This is a genomic window from Anatilimnocola aquadivae, from assembly GCF_049819085.1.
In the GTDB taxonomy this organism is placed as follows: Bacteria; Planctomycetota; Planctomycetia; order Pirellulales; family Pirellulaceae; genus Anatilimnocola.
In genome coordinates this window covers 627,041-650,913 of the sequence record NZ_CP187419.1, presented here as the reverse complement: position 1 = coordinate 650,913, position 23,873 = coordinate 627,041, and the positions used below count along the sequence as shown (strand labels likewise).

Here is a 23,873-nt window from a genome sequence, read left to right as displayed (position 1 = left end):
CCGCCAAAGGCACCTGCAGCGATGGCACACACTTCCCTTTCGCTCAGTGCCAGAATCGTTCCCGCTGCTTACGGGTCAACTGTTGATAAGCATCGGTATCTTTCGCCAGGCGGTCGAGAAAGCCAATCGCCAATTCCCACGACATACTCTCTCGCTCTTCGGCAGTAATCACTTTCAAAAGCTCACGCGAATAGGCCCCAAACATATAGACCTGCGTGGGACGCGGCACCGCCTGATTGTTGGCCAAGATCGCCAGGTGCTCGATCTCCAGCAGCATGAGATGGAACTTTCGCTCCATCTCCGGATTTTTCCGATCGCGCACCAAGGTGCGACTCTCGATCGCCGCAATATTCTGCGCAATGTAGCTCCCCTCGTCGAACAGCCGCACGTGCGCCTCGATGAACCGCGACAGATTCTCAATGCGTCGATTGCGAATCTGCGCGTACGAGTTCAGCGCGAAGACCGCCAGCGCAACGATGGCCGTTACGACGGTCGCATAATCGCGCAGCATGCTGGTATCCACGGGGCGACCTTTGCTGTCAACGGAAAAGGCCTCGAGCGAAATCAAACCTTAGCTGCGGACCACGACCGCGATCTTTTGATGCACTTCCAGATCGTCCTCTCCATAAAAGTAAACTTCGCCGCCGGCTTCCATGACTCGTTCGATGGCCTCATCGACCACGTCGTCGAGCGCCGCCGGCCCCTGACCCGTGAACGGCATCAGGCGGTCACCTTCCGGGCTAATATGGGCAGGATACTTAAAGTTCTTTTCGACCAGCAATACGCGGACCTTGCCGCCGACCACAGCGCGCCAGACCTGATCGATTCCCGAAGCATGCCGACTGGCGCTCACGGCGTCATCGAGTTGCACCAGAGCTTCGGTACGACGAACCGTCGCGCCAGCCTCGAATACGGGCCACACCAACTTGCCCAGTGCCAGGGGAGCCGTCTTTTCGTGATTGCCGGCGAGCATGCCCACAATCGATGCCTGCTGCGAGGTCACCTCGCGATAAAAGGCCAGATTCCGTTCGACGCCCACCACCACCAGCGGCAGTGGATTGGCTTTTTGAATCTTCGCGACCGCTTCGTCCACCGAGCGAAAGTACTTGCGCATCGCTTCGTCGCGGATGGCCGAACGATTGACTCCCACACCGCCGGGCAGCTTGGCCGCGCCACCGGGTCCGCGATGCTCAAACGGAAACGGGGCCTTCGTGTGCTCTTCGAGCACGGTCGTCCAGGCATCGTAAAAGTAAGTGGTATGCCCCAACACCAGCACCCGATAAGGGACCGCGCGGTTCAAGGCATACACGAGATCGCGGGTGGCAAACGTCTCATCGACAATGGCGCGGGGCTTCACTTTAAAGGGGAGATTGACCGCCAGCGATTCAGTGGCGCTGGCGAACAGCGCCAAACCGTCGAGCGTATGTTGCCAATCGACTTGCTTGACCAGCTCCTTCAAGTTGCCAACCACAGCCGCCACTTCCCGCTTTTTGAATTCCTTTTGCAGGCGGGCAATCGCCTTGCTCACCAGGTTCTTCACCTTGATGGGATCGGCCTTGTTAGCCGGTGCCGTCCGATGCGTGGGGGCCAGAATCGAAACGGAGGGGTAAGCTTTCTTGGTTTGAACAGCCTTCAACTCAGAACGCGACAGCATGGAAAGGTCCTTGTGCAGGTAAAGAACAACCAGTAGCTAAACAGAGATGTCTTGCTCAGCAGATCAGAGCTGTAAGGTTACCCCCGCGAATTGGCTCGCACTAGCTGCCAGCTTCGCCACGAATTTTGCGGCGACTCATTTTCCCTTGTCCCCCGTTGCCTACCCCACCCTCGAACAGCCCCTGAACACCCCAAGTTTGATAACTTTTTGGCTCGTTTTTTCGCATCTGCAAACCCCCTTTAAATCTCTTCGCAACCACCACTTCGGTCGAGTGATAACCGCTAATCACCCGTTTTGCCGATAACCGTTTGATAACCAGTTAAGCCTGCCATTTTGGCACGTGAACAGCCTGCGATCTGCGCTGTTTCGCTTATCCTTAAGGCGACTGCTACTCCCTAAATCGTTTCTACACATCTTCTCACTAATCTACACTTACGACAAATATACGCAAACACTATTGCTTTTGTGCTAATCAACTTGCGACAGGCAGCCGCTCGGACCAATCAAGCGATCTTGGTGAATCGAAATTCCAACGAAGGTCCGTAGCGCCGTCCAGCAGCCAAATCCAGCTTGGTCCAAACTTCACTGGGTTCTGCTCGCAGAACGACAGGCACCCAGCGAGTCAAGCGAAACTGCCCGCATCGTTACCTCCTCCTGCCCAAGAACGACACCAGCGCAGCAGCCACCCTGGCCGCTCTCGCCGCCGTTTCGTCTTTACGTACACTACCCGACATTTGCGCAATGTCGTGATCGTTTGTCAATAAGATAACGATCAATTATTCGCCAAGCTTAGCTCTGCTGAAGCCGCCACTCCTCAGGCCCAACGGGCCGGCACCATACCAGCCCAGCGCAGAGCGCAGCGACGAAGTCGCGTAGCGTCGCCCTGGGTGAGAAGTTGAATCGAAGGTCCAAGCCCTGAAGGGGCGGCACGAGACGGTGCGCGAGTAAGCTTCAGGGCTACCTCGGAGTCGGATACGATACGCAGAGGGATCCGGTTTTGTCTTCAAGCGGCCGAGCCTGCCTGGCTATAGAAGACGTCGCGTACATGGGGCCCCTCACCAGCATGAGCCAAGTTTTTGGCATTAGTCACTTCGAATTGTTGATTGAAACAGCCATGAGTTACTATTTGCCAATCGCCGTGCTGGAAGCAGTGGCCGCTGAGTTGAAACCGCTTGGCTTCAAGTTGGTGAAGAGCAAGAAGTGGTTTATCAGAGCCATTAGCAACCGAGTGGAGAAGTACCAACTTGTAGTGCTTGATGAGAAGAAGGGATATCGTATCTGTCCCTCGGTAAGCGTTCGGTTTGAGCATGTTGAGGCGATTTTTCACCGATCATCCGGTTACGAGGTGGAATACCAACGAGACACACCTACGGTGGGGATCGACCTCTGGAGTGTTTATGGGAAAGATGGATATCAGGTTTCGCTCACGCAGGCGGCTGGCGTGGACGTAGTGGCTTCGCAACTGCTCGAAATCTTCCACGATAAGGCAATGCCCTATTACTCACACTTCAGTTCCTTGGTGGCTGTCGACACTGCCATCAACGCTCAACCCAGTGACAATTCCGTTCATCGCGCTATGCCTTGGCTGCGTTGTTCAACTGGGGCAATTGTCGCCAAGCTAGTCGGTCGCGACAACTACGACTACTTAGTATCCATTTACACGGATATTTTGCGAAAAGACTCGAACGGTTTCTATCTTCCACGATTTGAACTGTTGTTGAGTGATATTGCTAAATTGACGCCGGACTCTGACGCGGCGGCTGTTCATTAATGCCCGTAACGCCTTCCTACCAGGGCGACGCTCCACGGCTGACGCCGTTGCGCTTGCCCTGAGTTGGCATAGGGCCGCACCTACGGTGCTAAAGCGAGCCGGTAGAGCCGGTAGGTCAGGTACCCCGTACCTGACTGCAACCCGGGATGATCGTCAGGTACGGAGTACCTGACCTACCTTACGCCGCGCGGCTGAGGGGCGATTGTATCAGCACGTCGTGGCAGGCGGCGGCCACTTGCTCGACGGTGACGGCCTGCATGGCGATGTTCTCGGCCTTGCGACGTTCGCGGCAAGTGCCTGATTGCAGATAGGTCTGGACCGTGCGATGGCCAGGACCATAAGGACCACATTCGGTCGGAGGGGTCGGGCCATAGACGCCGACGCACGGCACACCGACGGCGGCCGCGAGATGCAGCGGGCCGGTATCGGAACCGACGAACAACCGGGCGTGTCGCAGCAGGGCGGCGAGTTCCGGCAGTGACGTGTTCGGCGCCAGGCGTGCTCCGCCGTGTGAGCCCGCGACAATCTGCTCGGCCCAGGTCTTCTCTCGCCCACCGGCATACACCACCAGCGACGGCAAGCCGTGCTCGCGGTGCAAGTGGTGCGCGATGGCTGCGTACCGCTCGGCGGGCCACAGCTTCGAATCCCAGCCTGCGCCTGGGTTGATGACGGCCACCGGTTGCTGCGTCAGTTTTTGCTGGTCGAGCCACGAGGCAATGACCTGCGTCGCGCCCGGTTGGCGGGGCACATCGAACCGGACGGTCGTCGGTTGCACATCGAGCGGCCCGAGCAGTTCGCGATAGCGATCGACCACGTGCGACTGCCGGCTGGTGACCAGTTGATTGTTCATCCAGTCGGAACATTCGCGGCCATGCGGCGCGCGAAAGCCAATCCGCCGCTTGGCACCCGAGAGCCAACCCATGACGGCGCTCTTGGCCAGGCCCTGCGGATCGAGACTGACGTCGATCTTCAGCGCGCGGAGCTTGGCGCGCAACTGCCAGGTATCGGTCAGCGAATGCAGCACGCGTTTGGGCGAGACGATCACTTCGTCGAGAGCGGGATGCCCTTGCAGCAGCGACGCGCCACCTTTCTCGGCCAGCCAACCAATCCAGGCTTGTGGAAAGGCGTCTCGCAAGGCACAGGCGAGGGGCATCGTGAGGATGCAATCGCCGATCGCACTCAGGCGCGTGATGAGAAAGCGAGGTTGCGAGTGAGTTGTCATGACGATCGATTCTCGCCTAGGGGCGATTCCCCGCCATCGACTGCGCGGGGCTGGCCTCGGCAGTTGCGGGTGCGGGGTTCAAGATGCGAGCGGGGCTTTGTTCGCCCGGCGCGAGGGCACGCTGGAAAGTTTGCGGTTGCAAATAGCTGGCCATGCCTTGGGGCAGGTCGTCGTGCTGCTTGACGAGCTTGGGCTCTTTGGTGGCGGTCTTCACCTGGTCGTAAATGCGACCATGCTGGAACGGACCAATCCCCAACACCCACAGATCGCGCGCCTGGCTGTTGCCCGTGGCGACTCCCGCTTGCCAGACGGGCTCGCGAGTTTTTTGATCGTAGGCAAACACACCAATCCGCGCGGCACCCAGCTGATGATTGCGCCGACCCAAGGCCAGGTCGGGCAGTTGGGGGAGCGAATCGCCGCCGGGGGTCATCGTCGCCGCCGCAGTCCTCACCACGGCACCCGTGGGCAAGCCGTAGGTGGCTTCGTTGCCATCGGAACCGAGCGCGCCGAGCCGAGCTTCGACAATGATGTCGGCCGTTTCGGGCTTGTCTTGCAACTGGCAGTTGTACGCAACCATCTGCTGACGCAACGAACCAATCACATACTCGACGTTCGAGCTGTTCACCGGCGGCTTGCCCGGCGCGTTCGTCGGGGGCATGTACTGCTTGTCGAGATATACCTTGCGACCGGAAATCGGTGTGAAGTCGATCTGACTCACCGCATGATCGACCGCGTCGGCAACCACCAGCTGCTCGGTCGCCAGCCGCGACTTGTTCACGGAACAGCCCGCGCTAACCAGCGCGAGCGCACACAGGAGCGCAGCGACCAGCGAGGACTCACAGCGAATTGGAATAACCGGGAAAGGCATCGCAGGAGTTTAGCAGCAGGCTGATTTTCCTTGAACGCGAGTTTGTGAGGTGGGGGCTGGGAGCTGGGGACTGGGGGCTAGGGCAGGGAGATGCTAGCTCAGCGGTTGCTGGCACTATGGGGGCAAGCATCGCGTCGGTTGTTACGCAAGCTTCTTTGCAGCACCGAAGGTTCACGCGTTGCCGTGGGCTGAGATGTGGCCGCACCTTCGGTGCTGAAGGCAACGGGGCCTAATCGCAACCGAAGGGATCTTTCTCAGCGGTTTTGGGTGCTGGAGCTGCGGGCAGAGAGTCGCTGATGAGCGGTCGTTGGATCGCCTTGGCACCGTGCTTTTTCAGCAGGGCGATAATCTCTTGCTGAACTTTCGCAGCGGCAGGATTGTTTTCGATTAACTCGCTCTCGACATGCTCAAGAACGGTGATGGTTCCTTTGTCGGCAGTATTGGGGTCAGCCCCGGCAGCCAGGAGTGTGGCGACATTAGCGGCCAGCGGTACTTCGCGACCGCGATATCGCAAGTCGGTGGCAGCTTGCATCAACGGGGTTTCACCTCTGGCGGTTTTGGCTTCCAGCTTGGCACCACCGGCCAGCAATTCCTTAATCGTCGCGGGATTGCCGGACCTTGCCGCGAAGTGCAGCGGCGTGGTGTTGGTTGGCCTCCCTTCTTCACCGGAGCCGCAGGGCAATTCGTAGCCGCCTTGCTTGGCATTTACGTCGGCTCCGGCCTGCAACAGTGTCTTCACGAGTTCCACCTGGCTGGCAGCAGCCGCATCGTGCAAGGCTGTCTGAGAGTAGGCGTCTCGTGCCTCAAAATCGACCTTATAAGTGATGAGCAGATTGACGATCTCGACGTTCTTCTGCGCGATTGCTTTATGCAATGCTGGAGTCCAATTCGGATACTCGCCTCCATAGCCCACCTTGGTGTTGGGTGAACTGCCCGCTGCGAGCAACAACTTGACCATCGCCACTTGCTTCTGCTCGATCGCCCGGTGCAGCGGAGGCGCGACACGGCACCGTAGTTCGGTCTCGATCGGTGCGCCACTGCTTAGCAAGAGCTGAGCAATTTCCAGTTGACCATTCGCGGCCGCGTAGTCCAGCGGCATGCGTCCCTCGCCATCGGGGCGCATCACGCGCGAGGGATCAACTTTGAGACCCTTGCGCACCAGTTCGAGTTCGCCGAGCGCTATGGCCGAGTAGATGTCGTGACGCAGTCCGGTCGCGAGCAACAGCTTGACAATCTCGGTGTGTCCGTTGATTGCCGCTTCGTGGAGTGGTGAATCGCCTGTCGCAGGAAAGGCCGGATCGGCCCCTTTGGCGAGCAGCAGCTTGGCGATTTCGAGATCGCCATTGCTCGCAGCAATCTGTAAAGCTGAATCATAACTTTTGGTTATAGCCTTTACATCCGCGCCGTATTCGAGCAAGAGTTTGACTGCGGCCACGTGGCGATACTGGACCGCTTCCATCAGCATGGTCGCTTCGTAGGGATGGCCCTGCTCGCTAGGGACAATCATATTTGCTGCCTTGGGAGCAGCTTTGAGCATGCGGATGAATTCATCGGACTTGTTGTCGCTAATCGACTCTTTGAACTGATCTAGCTCGAATCCAGCTCTTCTCAGGAACATCTCTACGCCTGTGGAATTGATTGAGGATTCGTTCACCGGGCGTTGTTCAACTTCTCGCTTGAGCCGATCCGTTTCGAGAAATTTATCGATGGCCGTCTGCGATGTCTTCCCTTCGAACCAGCCCGTTCGTGCGATAACGATTCCATCGGCATCGACTAGCAGGGCGAGATTGGGGGCGGAACCAAGGCCTTTCCAGGCTTCGTCTTTGAGATTGTCGACGTAGATGGGCGCGTTGATGCGCAGCAGGCGTTTGAATTCTTGGGCGAGCTCAAGTCGATCTTCGAGCGTCCTGGGCTGCTTGCGCAAGATGCCGTCGCGCTCGTTTTCGGGGGTGATGTCTTCGATACCCTTGTAGGGGCAGATGCTGCCGACGGGATGGGCTTCGATCACGTAGACAATGACGATGTTCAGCTTGCCATCGTACTTTTCGACGAGCGCTTTCAACTCTGGCCAACGACTGCGCGACTTGGGGCACGTCAGCGAACTGGTCACCAGCAGCGCGGGGCCGCCTCGCCAGGCATCGCTCAGGCGCTGGACCTCGCCCTTCATGGTATGCAGGCTGAGATCGGGAACTTGCTCGCCCACTTGCGGGCCGGTCTTCTCGAAATCGAGCTTCGCGGGCGGCTGCTCGGTTGGCTGCACCGGTTTGACGGGTGCCTCCTGGGCGATAGCATTATTCACAGCAATGAGCAGCAGCAAGCAACTCGCGGCGCTTAGCATTCGCGACTGGATCGCCATTCGAACCTCCACGTTTCATTGAGAGCTCGCCCCCTGCCACAGACGATTGGATTGTAACCGTCAAAGCGCACGAGTCTCAATGATTTAGGGCCGGGCTTTAGAATGCCGCCGACTTGTGCGGCTACTTCCCAATCTTGAGCAGCGACCCGGAGCGAGATTTGCTGAGGTGCGGCGCGGGGACTTTGCCGGAGGTGGTGGGCGAAGAGGGTACGCGGACGAGAGCCGGCTCGGGATTGGCAGCGGAGCCAAAGAGCGTGACCTTGGCGGTGTGTAGAAAACCTTTGAGTGTGCCGAACGTGGCGGCGACGGCCGAGGGTTCGTGGCCGCAGTGGACCATGCAGTCTTGGCAACGGCTGTTGCCGCTCTTCTGACCGTACTTGTCCCATTCGGTGAGCGACATCAGTTCCTGGAAGGTTTTGACATAACCTTCGTTCAGCAAGTAGCAGGGCTTTTGCCAGCCAAACACGTTGTACGTTGGGCTGCCCCAAGGTGTGCATTCGAGATCGAACTTGCCTTGCAGGAATTCGAGAAACAGCGGCGTCTGATTGAACTGCCAACGGCGCGGCGCGCGATTGAGCAAGCGTTGAAAGAGGTTCGTGGTTTGTTGTCGCTTAAGAAAGTGATTCTGATCGGGGGCTTTCTCGTAGCTGTAGCCCGGCGAGACCATCATCCCTTCGACACCGAGTTTCATCATGTCGTCGAAGAAGCCGCGCATCCGTTCGGGATTGGCACCATCGAAGAGCGTGCTGTTGGTGGTGACTCGAAAGCCCTTCGCGCGGGCCGCTTTGATGGCCGAGACCGCAATGTCGTAGACGCCTTCGCGGCACACCGCGTGGTCGTGCTCTTCCTTGGGGCCGTCCATGTGAACGGAGAAGGCCAGGTACTTGCTCGGCGTGAACTTGTGCAGGGCTGCTTCCAGCTTGAGGGCGTTGGTGCAGAGATAGATGTACTTTTTACGTTTCACCAGGCCGGCGACGATCTCGTCGATCTGCGGATGCATGAGCGGTTCGCCACCGGGGATCGAGACGATCGGCGCGCCACATTCGTCGGCGGCATGCAGACATTTTTCGACGGAGAGATTCTGCCGCAGAATGTCCGCGGGAAATTGAATCTTGCCGCAGCCGGCGCAGGCCAGGTTGCAGCGAAAGAGTGGCTCGAGCATCAGCACGAGCGGGTAGCGCTTGACGCCGGCGAGCTTTTTGCCGAGCACGTAACTGGCGACCGTCCACATTTGGCTGATGGGTACCGACATGTTGTTTATTTCTTCGTAGCCCGACGCGTGAGCGAGGGGATGGGCGAGTTGAGGTTCGGTGGTCGAGCGATGGTGAACGTCTCGTGCAGTAGCTCCCTCGCTGACGCGTCGGGCTACAGGGAGCCAGCAGGGTTTATCCCACCACACGCAAGCGTGGTGATGCCAGTTCGCCGTGGAGCGACGGCAAGTGCTTGCCGCGAGCCTTGGCATAGGTCGCCAGGGCGAGCAGCGGGAAATAAATCGGATAGGCGTGATACTTCAGGTAGAAGACTCGGGGGAAGCCGGTGCCGGTGAACTCGTGTTCGGCCCAGGTGCCGTCTGCCTGTTGCTGATCGACGAGCCACTGCACGCCGCGCTCGACAGCCGGATGATCGGCGAGTCCAGCGGCGAGCAAGCCGAGGAGCGCCCAGGCGGTTTGCGAAGCGGTCGCTGGACCTTGGCCGCGCAGTTCGGGCTTCTCGTAGCTATCGGCCGATTCACCCCAAGCGCCGCTGGCCTGTTGATGGAGCAGCAGCCAATTCGCGGCCCGCTGCATGAGCGGATCGTCTTTGTCGAGGCCAATGGCTTGCAGACCGACAAGCACCTGCCACGTGCCATAGATGTAGTTCACGCCCCAACGGCCGAACCAGCTGCCGTCGCTCTCCTGCGTGGTGCGCAGGTAGTGCAATGCGCGATCCACTGTCGGCTGCCCGAGCTTGCCGCCCCAATGCGCGAGTGCTTCCAGCACGCGACCGGTGAGATCGGGTGTACTGGGGTCGATCATGGCGTTGTGATCGGCGAACGGCACGCGGCAGAGGAATTCGCTGTCGTTGTCTTTGTCGAAAGCGCCCCAGCCTCCGTCGGTGTTCTGCATGGCATGCACCCAGCGACGAGCACGCTCGCAAGCACCGATGGCCCAGCGCCTGCGGGCATCGGCCTGGTCGATTTGCATGTCGCTACTGGTGCGCGGATGCTGCGGTTCGCGTTTGGGTTGCCCCTTCGCAATGGTGGCCGCATCAGAGGCCGTGAGCAGTTCCTTCACCGCGATCATGACCATCACGGTATCGTCGACATCAGGATAGAAGTCGTTGTGATGCTCGAAGAACCAGCCTGCGGGGGCCGCGTTCACGTTCGCGGACCAGTCGCCGGGGCGCGTCACTTCTTTTTCCAACAGCCAATCGACAGCAGCCACCATGGGCTGATCGTCGATTGTCACGCCGCTCGCTGCGAGCGCGCGAACGGTGATAGCCGTATCCCACACGGGAGATAAGCAAGGCTGCAGATGCGCTGAGGTTTCTTCTTCGACCGTGAGACCAGCCAGCTGTTCGTGGTTGTAACGAACCTCGGCGGAGTCATCGTCATAGCCCAAGCACTTGAGCGCGATGATGCTCCAGATGATCGGCGGAAAGATCGCGCCGAGGCCATCGCTATGAGCAAAGCGCGTAGTCATCCACTGCGTGGCGACACGCAGGGCCCGCTTGCGTAGTGGCTTGATCTTCCGCTTCTCCAGCCACTTGAATGTCTGGTCGGCGCGGCGAAAAAACTTGTCCCAGCTGAACCAGCCTGATTCTTGTGACAGTCCCGGGCATTTGCACTCCGGCCATTGGTCGGGCTGTTTCAAAAAGAGTTCGCCGATGCTGCGATCGGGGGCCAATTGGCGCACCGGTCGATGGGCCCACATGATCGCCAGCGGCACGACGATAGTCCGCGACCACGCGCTCATGCGATAGATGTTTACCGGCGACCACTTCGGCAGCAGCACCAACTCGGGCGGGACCGCCGGGCAATGATCGTACGAAATCTGCCCCAGCAGCGCCAGGTAAAAGCGAGTAAAGCTGTTGACCGCATCGGCGCCGCCGGCGGCGCGAATGGCATCGCGGGCCCGCACCATGTATTCAGCGTTGCGGTCGTGGCCGGTCAGCTTGAGGGCAAAATACGCCTTCACACTGCCGCTGATTTCGAGTTCGCCGCCGGGATACATGGCCCAGCCACCGGTGGGCAACTGAGTGTCGATGAGCCGCTGAGCACACTTCTTCGCGATGGGTGAGTATTCTTTTCGCAGCCAGGCGAGCAGCAGAATGTACTCGCTTTGCAGGATGCTATCCCCTTCGAGTTCCGCGCACCAGAAACCGGCAGGCTGTTGCTGGTCGAGCAGCCAACCGCGGGTGTTCTGCACAGCAGCGGCGAGCGAACCGGGTTCCGGCGACTCCTCGCGCGGCGGCGCGTTAGGGACAAAATGGGGGCGGGGTACGCGAATTGGCTCTCGGGCTGACATTCCCTGGCATCCTCCCTGATTCTGCAGTGGCCGCAGGCGTAACCGGCTCCCCAAGAGCAAGCTCGCTAGCGGCCTCTGGCCTGTCAAAATGTCGTATAAGGAATCGGTCCTGTGCCTACAAGACCAATCCCGCCGCGCTACAATGGTGAATAAGCCACGGTGCCAATGGTTTGCGACTGGCGTTCTAGCCAGCGCACCGGCACAAAGTAACGGAATTGGCCAGAATTCCCAACCTGAATGTGGACGCAACGGCTGGCGCGCTTTGTTAAGAAAGAGGGCGGCATTGCCGTAACCAGGGACGATGGCCGCTGATTGGGACCAAAAAGATTCTGAAGAAACCGCCGACGACTCGGCGGAAGATATCGTCGCCGCCGAATTGCGGGCTGAGGCCAGCGAAGTCGAAGAGGTACCGCAACTTTCCGATGCCGAAGTCGATGCGGTGCTCGACAAGGTTGCTGGTCCGCTAGCACCAGACTCTTCACCAGAAGAAGCGAATCACCCGGCCGCCGATTCCAACGCCGTCACTTACCGCTACGAGTTCGCCTTTCGTCGCGCGGCAGCCAAGGTTCGCGAGTTTCCTCGCACGCCGGGCGTCTACCTGTTCAAAGACACCTCGGGCATCACCATTTATGTTGGCAAGGCGAAAAACCTGCGTAGCCGGGCGGGGAGCTACTTTTTGATCGGGGCCCAGCAGGAACGCCGGACCTCCGACTGGGTGCTGGATATCGCCGATGCCGACTACATCGAGTGCGAGAGCGACGTCGATGCCCTGCTGATGGAAGCCCGCCTGATCAAAGACATCCAGCCCAAGCACAACAAGGAACTCAAAGACGATAAGACGTTCCCCTACCTGATGATCACCAAGGGAGAAGACTTCCCGCGCGTGGAAGTCACTCGTCAGCCGCCCGATCGGGGCGTGCGCCTGTTCGGTCCCTTCGCCAGTGCCGGTGCCTTGCGCGGCGCGATGCAGGTGCTGCAGCGGATCTTCAAGTTCCGTACCTGCAGCCTGGATATCGAAGAGAACGACGAACGCTGGCGCTGGTTCCGGCCCTGCTTGCTCGCCAGCATCGCGCAGTGCACCGCGCCGTGTAATCTGCGAATCAGCAAGGATGAGTACAAGCACGATATTCAACGGCTGGTGATGTTCCTGGAAGGGAACAAAAAGAAGCTGTTGAAAGAGATGCGCGACGAGATGCAAGCCGCCGCGAAGGAGAAAAACTTCGAGCAAGCAGCCATGTTGCGCGACGAGATCAAAATGCTCGAATCGCTCGACCGGCGCGGCGATATCGATGTGCACGCCCAGCCCGAAGTGTTCTACATCGACCCGAAGAAAGGGCTCGCGGGGCTGAAGAAGGCACTCAAGCTGGCCGAAGTGCCGCGGACCATCGAAGGGATGGACATCGCGCACCTCGGCGGCGGTGAAACGGTCGCCAGCGTGGTGCAGTTCCTCGATGGCTTGCCCTTCAAGCCCGGCTATCGTCGTTACAAAATTAACGGCGTCGCCGGCATCGACGACTTCCGCAGCTTGCACGAAGTGGTTTCCCGTCGCTATCGCCGGCTGAGCGATGAAGACGAGGTCTTTCCCGATCTGCTCCTCATCGACGGCGGCAAGGGGCAACTCAACGCGGCCCTGCAAGCCTTCCGCGATCAAGACATCACACCCCCGGCGATCCTTTCCCTTGCCAAGCGCGAAGAAGAGATCTACTTACCTGATCTCGACGAGCCCATTCGCCTCAGCAAGAACAACTTCGCCCTCCGCCTGCTTCAGTATGTTCGCGACGAAGCCCACCGCTTCGCCCAGCACTACCACCACCAACTCCGCCGCAAATCGCAACTGGGCGATACGTAGCTTTGCTTGGCATTCGTGAGTTAAGCGGCGTCTCTAATAGCCGAAGTTCTGGCGGTTTCCCCGTTCCAAGCAAAATCGACGTAAGTCTAAGTCGCCCCAAAAGCCACCCGTTCACAAACCCAGGGGGTTTGTGAACGCGCGATGCCATATCTCTCGGGTGCGGCGCGCGTTGGTGTTCACAAACCGGCCGGTTCGGGTTCACGGTTTCCCCAGACGACTCTCCGCGAAGGCGACTTACGTCGAAATGGCCGTTCGATGGGGAGGGCAATTGAGCCTGAATTGAATCGCCCGAAATCATGCCCCCGAACCGATCCCACTGCAGCCCATTCCTTCGGTTTCCCGATGAAGATGAGTGGCAAGCAGACGGACCTTGCCGGCGCAAGCTATCTCGTGAAATGACAGGCGGTTTGCGCCGGTTGGTGAGGGGCCATTTCGGTGCCCAATTTCGCCCCTCATTTTGATTGACCGGCAAGCTCGCCAGCACTTAGACTAATGACTCAGAACATTCCCATGCCCGCCTCAGCTGGCGACTTGCTGTTGCCGCGCTGAACTCGCCCGCCGTTGATTACGGAGACGAACCCTGTGAAGCGATCATTCTCCCTGCTCGCTGTTGCCCGTGCTGCGCTCTTTTCGTGCGCTGTGCTGGGTGGTCTTTCGCCCTGTCTGGCTGCCGAAGGCGTGGCCATCGATCCGGCGAAGTTGCCGGGCATCGTCATCGACGATACGGCCGCCAAACTCGATGGCGTCTGGACCAAGTCGGTGCATACCAAGCCGTACGTGGGCGAAGGCTATTCGTACAGCGCTGGCGGTGCCGGCAACGTGGCGACTTATAGCTTCGATGTCGAAGAAGCCGGGCAGTATCAGGTGCTGCTCTCGTACACGTTCTCTGGTAATCGCAGCACGAGTGCCAAGGTGACCGTCCGCAGCGGCGACACCGAGAAGGATTACATCGTCAATCAACAGCGCGTGCCCGAAGGTGCGTGGTGCCTGCACTGGCTCGGTGAGTTCAGCTTTGATGCTGGTCCCGCGACCCTGGTGCTCTCGGCCGAAGACAATATAAAGGGAGTGGTGATTGCCGATGCTGTGGCGGTCATGACGACCGAACAGTGGACCAAGCTGAAGGCCGAAGCCGCGAAGAATGCTCCGCCGAAATTGCTCGCTGCCATCAAGCCGATTGAGCCCAACGCAGCACCGACAACGCCCGCGAAGCCCGGCGAACCCAAAACGGCCAAGCCAGCGGCCGCCAAGAAAGAACCTGCCAAGGCGGTCGCCGAGAAGGCCGCTCCGTTTGAACGAAGCAAGTCGACGAAGGTCGTCAGCCGACTGAATGCCGAGCAGCTCGACAAGCTGATGGAAAAATTCGTCGGTGGCATCGTCAATGCCCCGCTCGCGGGCGACGAAGCGTTTCTGCGCCGACTGTCGCTCGACTTGATTGGTCGCCAACCGACGATGGCCGAGATGAACGCGTTTCTCGCCGATGCCTCGGAAGATAAGCGAGCCCGCGTGGTCGAAAAACTGCTCGCTTCGGCCGAGTTCGGTGCGAACTGGGCCGACTACTTCAGCGACGTGGTGAGCTATCGCACACCGCAGCCGGAGTTGACCTTCCTCAACTACAAGCCCTTCAAGAACTGGCTCGCCGAAGAGTTCAACAAGAACACCGGCTGGGATGAACTGACCTACAACATCATCACGGCCAGCGGCACTGTCGGCGAAAACCCGGCTGCCACGTACGTGGGCTTCCATCAAGGCGACAAGTCGCGTTTGGCTTCGGAAACGACCCGCGTGTTCCTCTCGACCCAGATTCAATGTGCCGAGTGTCACGACCACAAGTTCATCGACATGCCCCAAGAGACGTTCCACCATGTGGCGGCGTTCTTTGTACGGGTGCAAACCAAGTTGCCTTGGAACGACAGCAGCCAGATTGTGGTTTCGAGCAAGGCGGCTGGCGAACATAAGATGCCGGACACCAACAAAGAAATGCAGCCAATCGCTTTCACGCACAAGACCGACGTCGGTCAAAGCGATATCACACGGCGGACAGAACTGGCCCGCTGGATCATCGGTGCCGAGAATCCTTGGTTCGCCAAGGCGTTTACGAATCGCGTTTGGGCCCGCTTGATGGGCCGTGGCTTCTGCGAACCGGTCGACGAAATCGGTGATCTCGCCGACAGCGTCTTGCCCGAAGTACACACTGCCGTGGCCGAACATTTCGTGGCCAGCCAGTTCGATATCAAGGACGTCTTCCGCACGATCGTCAACAGCAGCGCGTATCAGCGGCCGCTCCGCGATCCGCTGCCGGGCGAAGACAAGCCGTTCGCGGTGGTGCCCTCGGGTCGCTTGCGTGGCGACGAAGTCTTTGCCTCGCTCAAGGCTGGCATCGATCTGCCGAACTTCACGCCGCCGCCAGCTCCCGTGCCAGAAGGTGTTCGCTTTCCACCGCCGCCCAAGAGCACCCAGGACCTGGTGAACGAAGCCTTCGGTTTCGATCCTTCGTCGGAAGCTGCCAACGTCTCGCGGACGATGCAGCAGGCGATGTTCCTGATGAACAACGACCAGATTCAAAAGCAGATCGATGCTTCACCGGGCAGTGGCACGGTGCTGGCGAAGATCGTCTCGGAAGAGACCGATGATGCGAAGGCGATTGCCCGGTTGTATCAATCGGTGCTTGCCCGCAAGCCAACCGAAAAAGAAGTTCAAATCGGCCGCACCCACCTGGCGAAAGTCGGCGAGCGAAAGACCGGCTACGAAGATCTGCTCTGGAGCATGATCAACTCGGCTGAGTTTTTGAGCCGCCGGTAACTTACTAGCTCCTCGCCTCGGTATTCCGGGGAGAGGGCTGGGGTGAGGGGCTGTGCCGGCGAAAGTCTCAGCCATTTATTATGCAGATTCCAGTCCTAGTCGAATGCCTTGAAGACGGCCGATTCCGCGCCCATGAAGGTGGGCTGTTGAAGGCGGTCGGCATCGGAAATACCAAGGATGAGGCATTGGCTAACTTTCGTTCCGAAATGGAAATCGAACTTCGCAATGGTAAGGAATTGGTGATGATCGAGATTGGCATTCCGCCGCGAAAGCCTGATGGATGGAAGACCTAAGCGATACTAGCACCTGCCCCAACGCCCCTCACCCTAACCCTCTCCCCGGAGTACCGAGGAGAGGGAACCAGACAACTAAAAATCCTCTCCAGGATGTCAGCCATGCTTCGTTCCTTTGCAAATATTCAAACCACCGGCAGTGGCATTCTCAGCCGGCGTGGCTTCCTTGGTCAGATGGCGGCTGGTGTTGGTGCGGGAGCACTCACGCTCTCGTGGCGCGACATGCTGATGGCCAAGGCCGAAGAAGTGCGCAAGGCCGGCAAGAGCATGATCCTGCTGTGGATGGACGGCGGGCCCAGCCAATTCGAGACGTTCAATCCCAAGATCGGCTCTAAGTATCAAGGTCCGGCCAAGGCCATTCAAACCAAGTTGCCCGGCGTCGAGATTGCTGAGTACTGGCCCAAGACCGCGCAGGTGATGGACAAGATTGCCCTCATCCGCAGCATGCAAAGCACGGAGCGCGATCACTTTCGCGCCATCAAGCTCGTCCGCACCGGTTATCCGATCAAGCCGACCATCAATTATCCCACGTGGGGTTCGGTGGTCGCCCGTGATCGCTACAACCCCGACTTTGACCTACCCGCGTTCGTGCGCATCGGCAAGCCGCGCATCAAGACCCGCGATGTGACCAGCGGCGTGCTCGGCCCGCGCTACGAGTCGTTCAAGATCGATCAGGCAGGCAAGTTGCCCGAAGATGTATTGCCGAGAGTCTCGCCCGAAGTGCTGCAGCGACGCTTGGCGCTTGCTTCGGAACTCGATCAGCAGTTTGCCGATGCCGGCTCGGGCCGTGCGGCTCGCGAACAGCAGGAAATCTATAAGCGGACCAGTCGCTTCGTGCTCAGCCCACTTTTGAAGTCGTTCCGGCTCGATGACGAGCCCGAGAAGCTGCGCGATGCTTACGGCCGCAACTACTTTGGCGAAGGCTGCTTGCTCGCTCGCCGGCTGGTCGAGACCGGCGTGAGCTTTATTGAAGTCATCAATGGCGGCAGCCACGGCGATCAAGGCTGGGACACGCACAAGCGGGGCTTTAAAGAAAACCCAATGCTGGCCGACGAGACCGATTCGGCCTATGCCACGCTGCTCACCGACTTGGCGGATCGCGGCATGCTCGATAACACGCTCGTCGTCTGGATGGGCGAGTTCTGCCGCACACCGAAGTTTGACGCTGATGGTGGCCGCGACCACTACAGCGATGGCTGGCTGTGCGGCTTTAGCGGTGGTGGCGTAAAGATGGGCCAGGTGATTGGTGCCACCGACGACGAAGGTGTGAAGGTCAGCGATCGCCCGGTTGGCGTGCAGGACTTGTTCGTCACGTTCTGCCACATCCTTGGCCTGAACCCGCACGACGAATATATCACCGATCAGCAACAGCCTCTCAAGTTGGTTGAGGGTGGCAAGCTGATTACCGAGTTGTTCTAATCCCTTCTCTTCACTCCCTCGCCTCAGTACTCCGGGCAGAGGGTCGGGGTGAGGGGCTGAACTATTTTTGGTTGAGCTACCTCATCAATCGTCCAAAGCTTCTGCCGGAACAGCGCGGAGTACCGCTCGTTACCGGCCTACTGGGAACGTCTGCTTGCCGAGCCTTAAGAAACATTTGCAGAAGCACGTGCCTCGTTGTCTGGCGGGCTTTGCCGTCACGAAGGCGAGATTTCCGATCGACGAGCGTAGTGACTACTTCGCGGCTTACTCGCTGGCCCAAGCCGGGACAAAGATCAACAAGGCGACCGTCCTGGGCTATCCACTCGGCGACTACAATCCGGCCTGTCAGGGCGATCCGGATTTCATCTCGCCCCTGACGATTCGCTGGCCCGATGGTCAGCAGACGCTCGCCTTCGATAGCGAAGTGCATGGCTATCATGGCGAACTTCATTCGTCTGCGAAGTTGCGTGGCCAAGGAGAGCCAAAGGTTTTCGCCTGCCCGAATTGCAAGCGAACAGAGTTTGAAGTGACAGTCCAATTCGACTATCTCGATGCTGTCGTCGATTTGTTTGAAGACGAACCAAAACTTCCCGCTCAAGATTATTTCTGCAACGTACTATTTGCCGGCAAGTGCCTGCATTGTGGTAGTCCCACAATCATTCTTGATATGGATCTTTAGGCCGAGAACTCGCTTTCTTTGCCCTAATTGCTCGGCTATAGTTGCGTGTGCTGACCCTACGCTCGGGACAGTGAACCTGCAGGGATGTTTGCAGGCCCCTCTCTCACATTGGAGCGATTGGTATGACACGTCCATTTGCGGACACGCGTCGCTTGGGTTTTACCCTTGTCGAACTGCTGGTTGTGATTGCGATCATCGGCGTCTTGGTGGCCCTCTTATTACCGGCCGTGCAGGCTGCCCGCGAGGCAGCACGTCGCGCTCAATGCACCAACAACATGCGGCAGTGGGGCCTCGCCCTGCATAACTACATGGATACCTACGGCGCGTTGCCCGCAGGTTCCGGCGGCACGGCTGCTAACGGTCGCCGGCTCAATCCCAACGTCGGCCTGATGGGATTCATCGAGAACAGTTCGCTCTACAGCATGATCAGTTCGCAGCAAACCTTTGGCGCGAACACTTATGCTCCGTTCGGTCCGCAGCCTTGGGTGCAAGACTACGATCTATGGGGCAAGGCCTTTCAGATGAAGAGCATGTTCTGCCCTTCGGATGTTCCCGTGGGCGATGTGCGTGGGGGCCGCACCGGGGTGATGGCCTGCACGAGCTATGCGTTCTGCGTCGGCGATCACGTGACGGGCACTGGCGACCAACATGCATACCAAGGGCGAGGCTTGTTCGGTCAGTACAGCTACGCCAGCTTCAAAAATATTACTGACGGCACCAGCAACACTCTGGCCATGTCTGAGAAGTGTTTTCCAAAGGCCAAGCGAAGTATCTTTGGACACGTGGTAGAGAACTTGGCAGGTCTACAGACCAACCCAGCGCTATGTCTGGCTCAAGCCGACAAGGCGACCGGGCAGTTTCTAGCCTCTGCGACACTGTCGGGTTACAACGTCGGCGGCACGCGAGCCTACGACGGCATGCCCATCTATACGGGATTCAATTGCATTCTGCCGCCGAATAGTCCTTCGTGTCAGATCGGTAACGTAAATAGCGTGGGCGTGATGACCGCGCAGAGTTGGCATCCTGGTGGTGTGAACGCCTGTTTTGCCGATGGTTCGATTCGCATCATTAACGAGAACATCAATGCGGGAAATCCTGGTACGCCGGAAATTGCCACGGCAGGCTCCGCCAGCCCGTATGGTGTGTGGGGTGCCATCGCGACCATCAGTGGCGGCGAGACAGCTGCTCCCTAACGAAGCGCAAGTATGAGATTGAACATGGATCGTTGCCTGATGCGGTTGTCGCTGCTGAGTCTGCTGGTGGTCGGCGTAGGTGGCTGTTCGAACGAAGGTACCGGCAATCATCCGCGCGTTGTCAAGGCGACGGGAATTGTGCGGTACCAAGGCCAGCCTGTCGCTGATGCCGATGTGACCTTCAACAATCCGAACGCGGGGCAGACGGGCACGGCGAAGACCGATTCGGCAGGGCGGTTCGCCCTGTCAACCTTCGGTAAAGCAGATGGCGTCGTCCCCGGACCTCAGCTAGTAGCCATCCGCCGCGTCGATGTGATAGATAATACGCCGCCGGGCGTTGACGTTTCGGCGGGCGGTGCCAGCGTGCCGCCGACCATTCGCTGGCTCGTGCCGGAGAAGTACTCCAACATCAAGACTTCGGGTTTGAGTGTAGAAGTGAAAGATGGCGAGACAAATGAGTTTCCGTTCGACCTGAAATAGATATTTCTCGGCAATTACTCCACCAGCTTACGACTTGCCAGATCGAACTTCTGTCCCGACTTCAGCGTGACGTAGTCCTTCTCGCCTTCGGCCGGGGCTGTGCGATAGTCGAAGAAATGAGCCTCGTTGTTACCGAGGACTTCGGCCGTACTGCCGCGGACGATCAGGGCGGTAGCTTCATCGATGCCGATGCCGAGCAACTGAGGCTGGAACTTCATCAGCTGGGTCATATCGCCAAATCGTTTGCGTTGGGCGAAGTGCTGGTCGATGGCCACACCGGGCAAGTAACCAAAGCCGCGCTCGTAGCCTTCGGCCATCATTTCCAGATTGCCCAGCGGGCTGCCGCGGCACAGGTAGTCGCCTAGAATGGTCGCGCCGGCGCTACTGCCGCCGATGACGCCACCCCGCGCGATCACTTCGCGCAGCAGCGGTTCGACCTTGGTACCCGCGTAGCAATCGACAAAGCGCCATTGCCGGCCGCCCCCAAACCAGACTCCCTTGGCCGTCGAGAGAGCTTCGATCACGGCCGCAGACTCAACATCGTCGCGCTTGGTCTGCGGCAGCACGATGATGTTCTTGGCGCCAAGCCGCTTGAGAAAGGCACCCTCGAGTTCCGGCTTTACGGACTCTTGCGCCGTGGGCAAAACGACGATGGCTGCTTCCGGTCCTCCAGCCAATTCGATGAATTTTTCGGCCACGGCTTTGGGCATGCCACCGCCGCCGACGATGACCAGCGAACCTTGTTTCACTTCGGGCGTCGGCCATTTGGGAGGCAAGTACGACTCGGTCGCCCGAGCCAAGGCAGCACGGCGGAGTGAAACCAGATCGTTCGTTTCGCCTGCCTTTAGCACGATCTCGCGCAGCGGCCGCCCAGTGCCGGCGGGCAACAGCACGGTGGCTGTTGATTCGCCAATGACTTCAATCTTGCGCCCACGAACGACGATCGCCGTTTTTTCATCCAGCCCCACACCCCAATGCGCCGGCTTGAGTTCCAGAGCCTTCAGCAGGCGGGGCATTCGTTTGCGGGCGAGAAAATGCTGGTCGATGATCGCACCGGGAAGCAGATCGAAGCCGGTAGCCATCACGGGCTCTTCTTTACCACCGCCGATCATCGTGCGGCTTTGAATGGCCGCTCCAGCGCTTGCGCCGCCGATCAAGCCGCCGCGCTTCAGCAGGTTATACAGCTCGGTCTCGACCTTGGTGTTCAAATACGAAGCGGCATGCAAGTTCTGGTTCGACCCGAAGAACCACACGGCGGTCGCTTCTTGTAGCGGCTTTACAAAGGCATCGCTGTTGGCTTCGACCGCGTCGCGGGTGTGCAGAATCGTCAGGCTCTTGGGTTCGTACTTGCGCCAGGGTTCGATGTACTTCAGTTCAAACTCGGGCGTGCCTTGCTCCAGTTCGTAGCGGGGCCGAGACGTGGGAATGATCACCAGCTTGGCTTCTTTGCCGCCGGCGATCTTCATGAAGCGAGCACGAATGCCGTCGTCTGCTGGCACACCACCACCGCTGATGATTAGCGTGCCGGGAACACCGGCGGGATCAATCTGCGAGAAAGCCGCCAGGGGCGAGACCGGGAAGTTCTCAGCAGCGAGCGAGATCGCGCTGCTGCCGAGCAAACCAACGAACAGAAAAGTGGCTGAGAAACGTGAAGTCAGCATGAGCAATCCGGCTCCTGGAATCACGAGGTGGAGAATACTACCGGATCACCATGAACTCGGGCGTGAGGCAAACGATAGGGAGAATCAGCGAGGCCAACCCAAGCAGGTAGCGGGGCCAGCCTAGCGGCACGCTGTCGTCAGCTGTAGGCGGGTGATCGGTTCCCATGAGCATGACGAGCATCGCCATCAAAATCAACGCAGTATTTCCCGAGTAGGCCATGTAAGCGAACGAGAGGACCATCAGGCCGCGGGCCAGCCAATGGGCCCGGCGACCGAAGAGGCAGTAGGTGATGTGGCCGCCGTCGAGCTGCCCGACCGGAAACATGTTGAGTCCCGTGAAGAAGAGGCCCGTCCAACCGGCCATCAAAAACGGATTGACCTGGTCGATCCAAATCACACTGCCCGCTTCCCATTGCCCCGGGTACGTGGCCGCCAGCCACCAGTCCAGGGCGGGTGGAGGACGAATGCCGAACGGTGCCGAGCCGATCAGCTGCGGATCGAACAGGGTGATGCCATACCAGAGGACCGGGATCGCCACGACCAGACCGGCGAGCGGCCCCGCGATGCCGATATCAAAGATCTCGCGGCGATTGGCTTTGCCGGGTTCCATCGCGATGACCGCGCCCATGGTACCAATTGGCGACAAGGGAAACGGAATGACCAGCGGCAATGTCGCGCGCACCCGGTACAGAACCGTGTAGACAAAATGCCCCATCTCGTGGGCGAGCAGAATCCCCAGCAGACTTGCCATGAAGGCGAGACCGGTTTGCCACTCCGAGATAATCGCCATGCGAAGAGGATGGAAGTCCACATCGAATTCGTACCAGTGCCTCGTCCGGGTGCGGTACAGGCTCGCGATCAGCACGGCGTGCGGCATCCACTGACAGCAGCCCGCCACGAACACGCTGATGGCACTAAGAACCAGCAAGATCGATGGGGTCCGAAACGCATAGTGCAAGTTGCGCGCAGTCGACTCGGAGTGAGGATCACGCGAGATATCGGTGACAGTCGGTTCGTAACGCACACTGCCATCGTCGCTTACCGGAGTCGGCGAAGAGGAAGGTGGAGCCGCCGAAGAAGCAGGCGCAGGCGGGTCGGTAGGGGCAACTGGATCCATCAATCCAGAATAGCCGAAGAGCGGGAAAGTGGCCATGCGGCCAGCTTAAAGTAGACCAACGCGTGAGCGAGCGAGCCTCTACCTGCCAATGAACTGTCGCAGATAGATGGCACTTTGCCGAAGGGAACGCTGACGGGCTTGGAGCGAACCTTCGTAGGCGCGGTCTTCGACCTCGACGCACACCGGCCCGCAGTAGCCAACTTCGCTCAGCACCGAGAAGAACTGCCCCCAGTTCACGTCGCCGAGTCCGGGCAGTTTAGGCGTGTGGTACTCGTTTGGATGGGCCAAGATGCCGACTTCATTCAAACGCTGGCGATCGATCCGCACATCCTTGGCATGGATGTGAAAGAGTTGGTCTTTGAACTCTCGCATCGGTTGCAGGTAGTCCATCTGCTGCCAGATCATGTGCGAAGGGTCATAGTTGAGTCCCAGATGTTCCGCGCCCAGATCGTTGAAGAGCCTGCGCCAGATTTTGGGGGACGTAGCGATGTTCTTGCCGCCGGGCCATTCGTCCTTGGTGAACGACATGGGGCAGTTCTCGATGCCGATCTTCACTCCGTGCTCTTTGGCCAGGGCCACGATGGGCTTCCAAGTTTCGAGCAAGCGCGGCCAGTTGTCGTCGACCGATTTGGTCCAATCGCGGCCGATGAATGTATTCACTCGCGACAGGCCGAGCAAAGGCGCGGCGACGATCACCTTCTTCAGATGCTCGACACATTTGGCAGCTTCAGCCGCATCGGGGGCAAGAGGATTGGGGTAGTAGCCCAGCCCGCTGATCTCGACCCGCGCAGTCGCCAGTTCCTTTTGCACTTCCGCTGCCTTCGCGGGGGTCATGTCCGTAACATCGATGTGCGTCACACCGGCATACCGACGCTCCGCCTTGCTCACCGGCCAGCACATGACCTCGAGACATTGAAAATCGCTTTCCGAGGCAAACGCAGCCACTTCGGCGAGGGACAGGTCGGCGAGAATGGCGGTAACGAAACCAAGCTTCATATTTTCTAAC

General features: G+C 59.1%; 17 protein-coding genes. 7 read left to right on the top strand and 10 right to left on the bottom strand.

All coding sequences use genetic code 11. The features are described 5' to 3' along the window. Positions 1-43: 43 nt before the first annotated feature. Together NA78x_RS02575 and NA78x_RS02570 are read right to left on the bottom strand one after the other, a co-directional pair. Positions 44-511 (bottom strand): hypothetical protein, encoded by a 468-nt coding sequence (locus NA78x_RS02575; RefSeq protein ID WP_425616854.1) that lies wholly within the window; start codon positions 509-511, stop codon positions 44-46. Positions 512-571: 60 nt separating this feature from the next. Then, positions 572-1,654: a hypothetical protein gene (locus NA78x_RS02570; RefSeq protein WP_425616853.1), complete on the bottom strand. Its 1,083-nt coding sequence runs from the start codon at positions 1,652-1,654 to the stop codon at positions 572-574. A gap of 1,063 nt (positions 1,655-2,717) precedes the next feature. Between NA78x_RS02570 and NA78x_RS02565 the strand changes: the two genes are divergently transcribed. Beyond that, entirely contained in the window at positions 2,718-3,425 is a 708-nt protein-coding gene (locus NA78x_RS02565) for a hypothetical protein (protein ID WP_425616852.1), read from the top strand. A 178-nt stretch (positions 3,426-3,603) separates the two neighbouring features. On the opposite strand, the gene NA78x_RS02560 is transcribed toward NA78x_RS02565, so the two are convergent. From NA78x_RS02560 to NA78x_RS02540, 5 genes are all read right to left on the bottom strand, one after another. Next, positions 3,604-4,647 carry a glycosyltransferase family 9 protein gene (locus NA78x_RS02560; RefSeq protein ID WP_425616851.1) on the bottom strand — a complete coding sequence of 348 codons (1,044 nt, stop codon included), beginning with the start codon at positions 4,645-4,647 and terminating at the stop codon, positions 3,604-3,606. Positions 4,648-4,663: 16 nt separating this feature from the next. Next, positions 4,664-5,425, bottom strand: a complete 762-nt coding sequence (locus tag NA78x_RS02555) for a DUF6655 family protein (protein ID WP_425616850.1) — start codon at positions 5,423-5,425, stop codon at positions 4,664-4,666. A 319-nt stretch (positions 5,426-5,744) separates the two neighbouring features. After that, positions 5,745-7,871, bottom strand: a complete 2,127-nt coding sequence (locus NA78x_RS02550) for an ankyrin repeat domain-containing protein (RefSeq protein WP_425616849.1) — start codon at positions 7,869-7,871, stop codon at positions 5,745-5,747. A 121-nt stretch (positions 7,872-7,992) separates the two neighbouring features. Next, complete coding sequence (gene hpnH, locus NA78x_RS02545) at positions 7,993-9,123, bottom strand: adenosyl-hopene transferase HpnH (protein ID WP_425616848.1); 1,131 nt, start codon at positions 9,121-9,123, stop codon at positions 7,993-7,995. A gap of 133 nt (positions 9,124-9,256) precedes the next feature. Continuing rightward, positions 9,257-11,377, bottom strand: coding sequence for a squalene--hopene cyclase (locus NA78x_RS02540; RefSeq protein ID WP_425616847.1), 2,121 nt, complete (start codon positions 11,375-11,377; stop codon positions 9,257-9,259). A 301-nt stretch (positions 11,378-11,678) separates the two neighbouring features. Here NA78x_RS02540 and NA78x_RS02535 point away from each other — a divergent pair, with 301 nt between their 5' ends. The 6 genes from NA78x_RS02535 (at position 11,679) to NA78x_RS02510 (ending at position 20,089) form a co-directional block, all read left to right on the top strand. Then, positions 11,679-13,226 (top strand): excinuclease ABC subunit UvrC, encoded by a 1,548-nt coding sequence (locus NA78x_RS02535; RefSeq protein ID WP_425616846.1) that lies wholly within the window; start codon positions 11,679-11,681, stop codon positions 13,224-13,226. A 582-nt stretch (positions 13,227-13,808) separates the two neighbouring features. Beyond that, positions 13,809-16,025, top strand: a complete 2,217-nt coding sequence (locus NA78x_RS02530; RefSeq protein WP_425616845.1) for a DUF1549 domain-containing protein — start codon at positions 13,809-13,811, stop codon at positions 16,023-16,025. 395 nt (positions 16,026-16,420) lie between these two features. Then, a complete protein-coding gene (locus NA78x_RS02525) occupies positions 16,421-17,737 on the top strand; it encodes a DUF1501 domain-containing protein (protein WP_425616844.1) in 1,317 nt (438 codons plus the stop codon). Positions 17,738-17,924: 187 nt separating this feature from the next. Further along, positions 17,925-18,416 carry a hypothetical protein gene (locus NA78x_RS02520; protein ID WP_425616843.1) on the top strand — a complete coding sequence of 164 codons (492 nt, stop codon included), beginning with the start codon at positions 17,925-17,927 and terminating at the stop codon, positions 18,414-18,416. A gap of 122 nt (positions 18,417-18,538) precedes the next feature. Continuing rightward, entirely contained in the window at positions 18,539-19,609 is a 1,071-nt protein-coding gene (locus tag NA78x_RS02515) for a DUF1559 domain-containing protein (RefSeq protein WP_425616842.1), read from the top strand. A gap of 24 nt (positions 19,610-19,633) precedes the next feature. Further along, positions 19,634-20,089 (top strand): carboxypeptidase-like regulatory domain-containing protein, encoded by a 456-nt coding sequence (locus NA78x_RS02510; RefSeq protein WP_425616841.1) that lies wholly within the window; start codon positions 19,634-19,636, stop codon positions 20,087-20,089. Positions 20,090-20,103: 14 nt separating this feature from the next. Here the strand turns inward: NA78x_RS02510 and NA78x_RS02505 are convergent, their stop codons facing one another. From NA78x_RS02505 to NA78x_RS02495, 3 genes are read right to left on the bottom strand one after another with little or no spacing between them, the layout of a single operon-like run. Next, a complete protein-coding gene (locus NA78x_RS02505; protein WP_425616840.1) occupies positions 20,104-21,750 on the bottom strand; it encodes a cyanophycinase in 1,647 nt (548 codons plus the stop codon). A gap of 37 nt (positions 21,751-21,787) precedes the next feature. Continuing rightward, the gene (locus NA78x_RS02500) at positions 21,788-22,903 is read right to left on the bottom strand and encodes a site-2 protease family protein (protein ID WP_425616839.1); all 1,116 of its coding nucleotides are present in this window, start codon (positions 22,901-22,903) and stop codon (positions 21,788-21,790) included. A 42-nt stretch (positions 22,904-22,945) separates the two neighbouring features. Then, positions 22,946-23,863: a sugar phosphate isomerase/epimerase family protein gene (locus tag NA78x_RS02495; protein ID WP_425616838.1), complete on the bottom strand. Its 918-nt coding sequence runs from the start codon at positions 23,861-23,863 to the stop codon at positions 22,946-22,948. Positions 23,864-23,873: the final 10 nt, after the last annotated feature.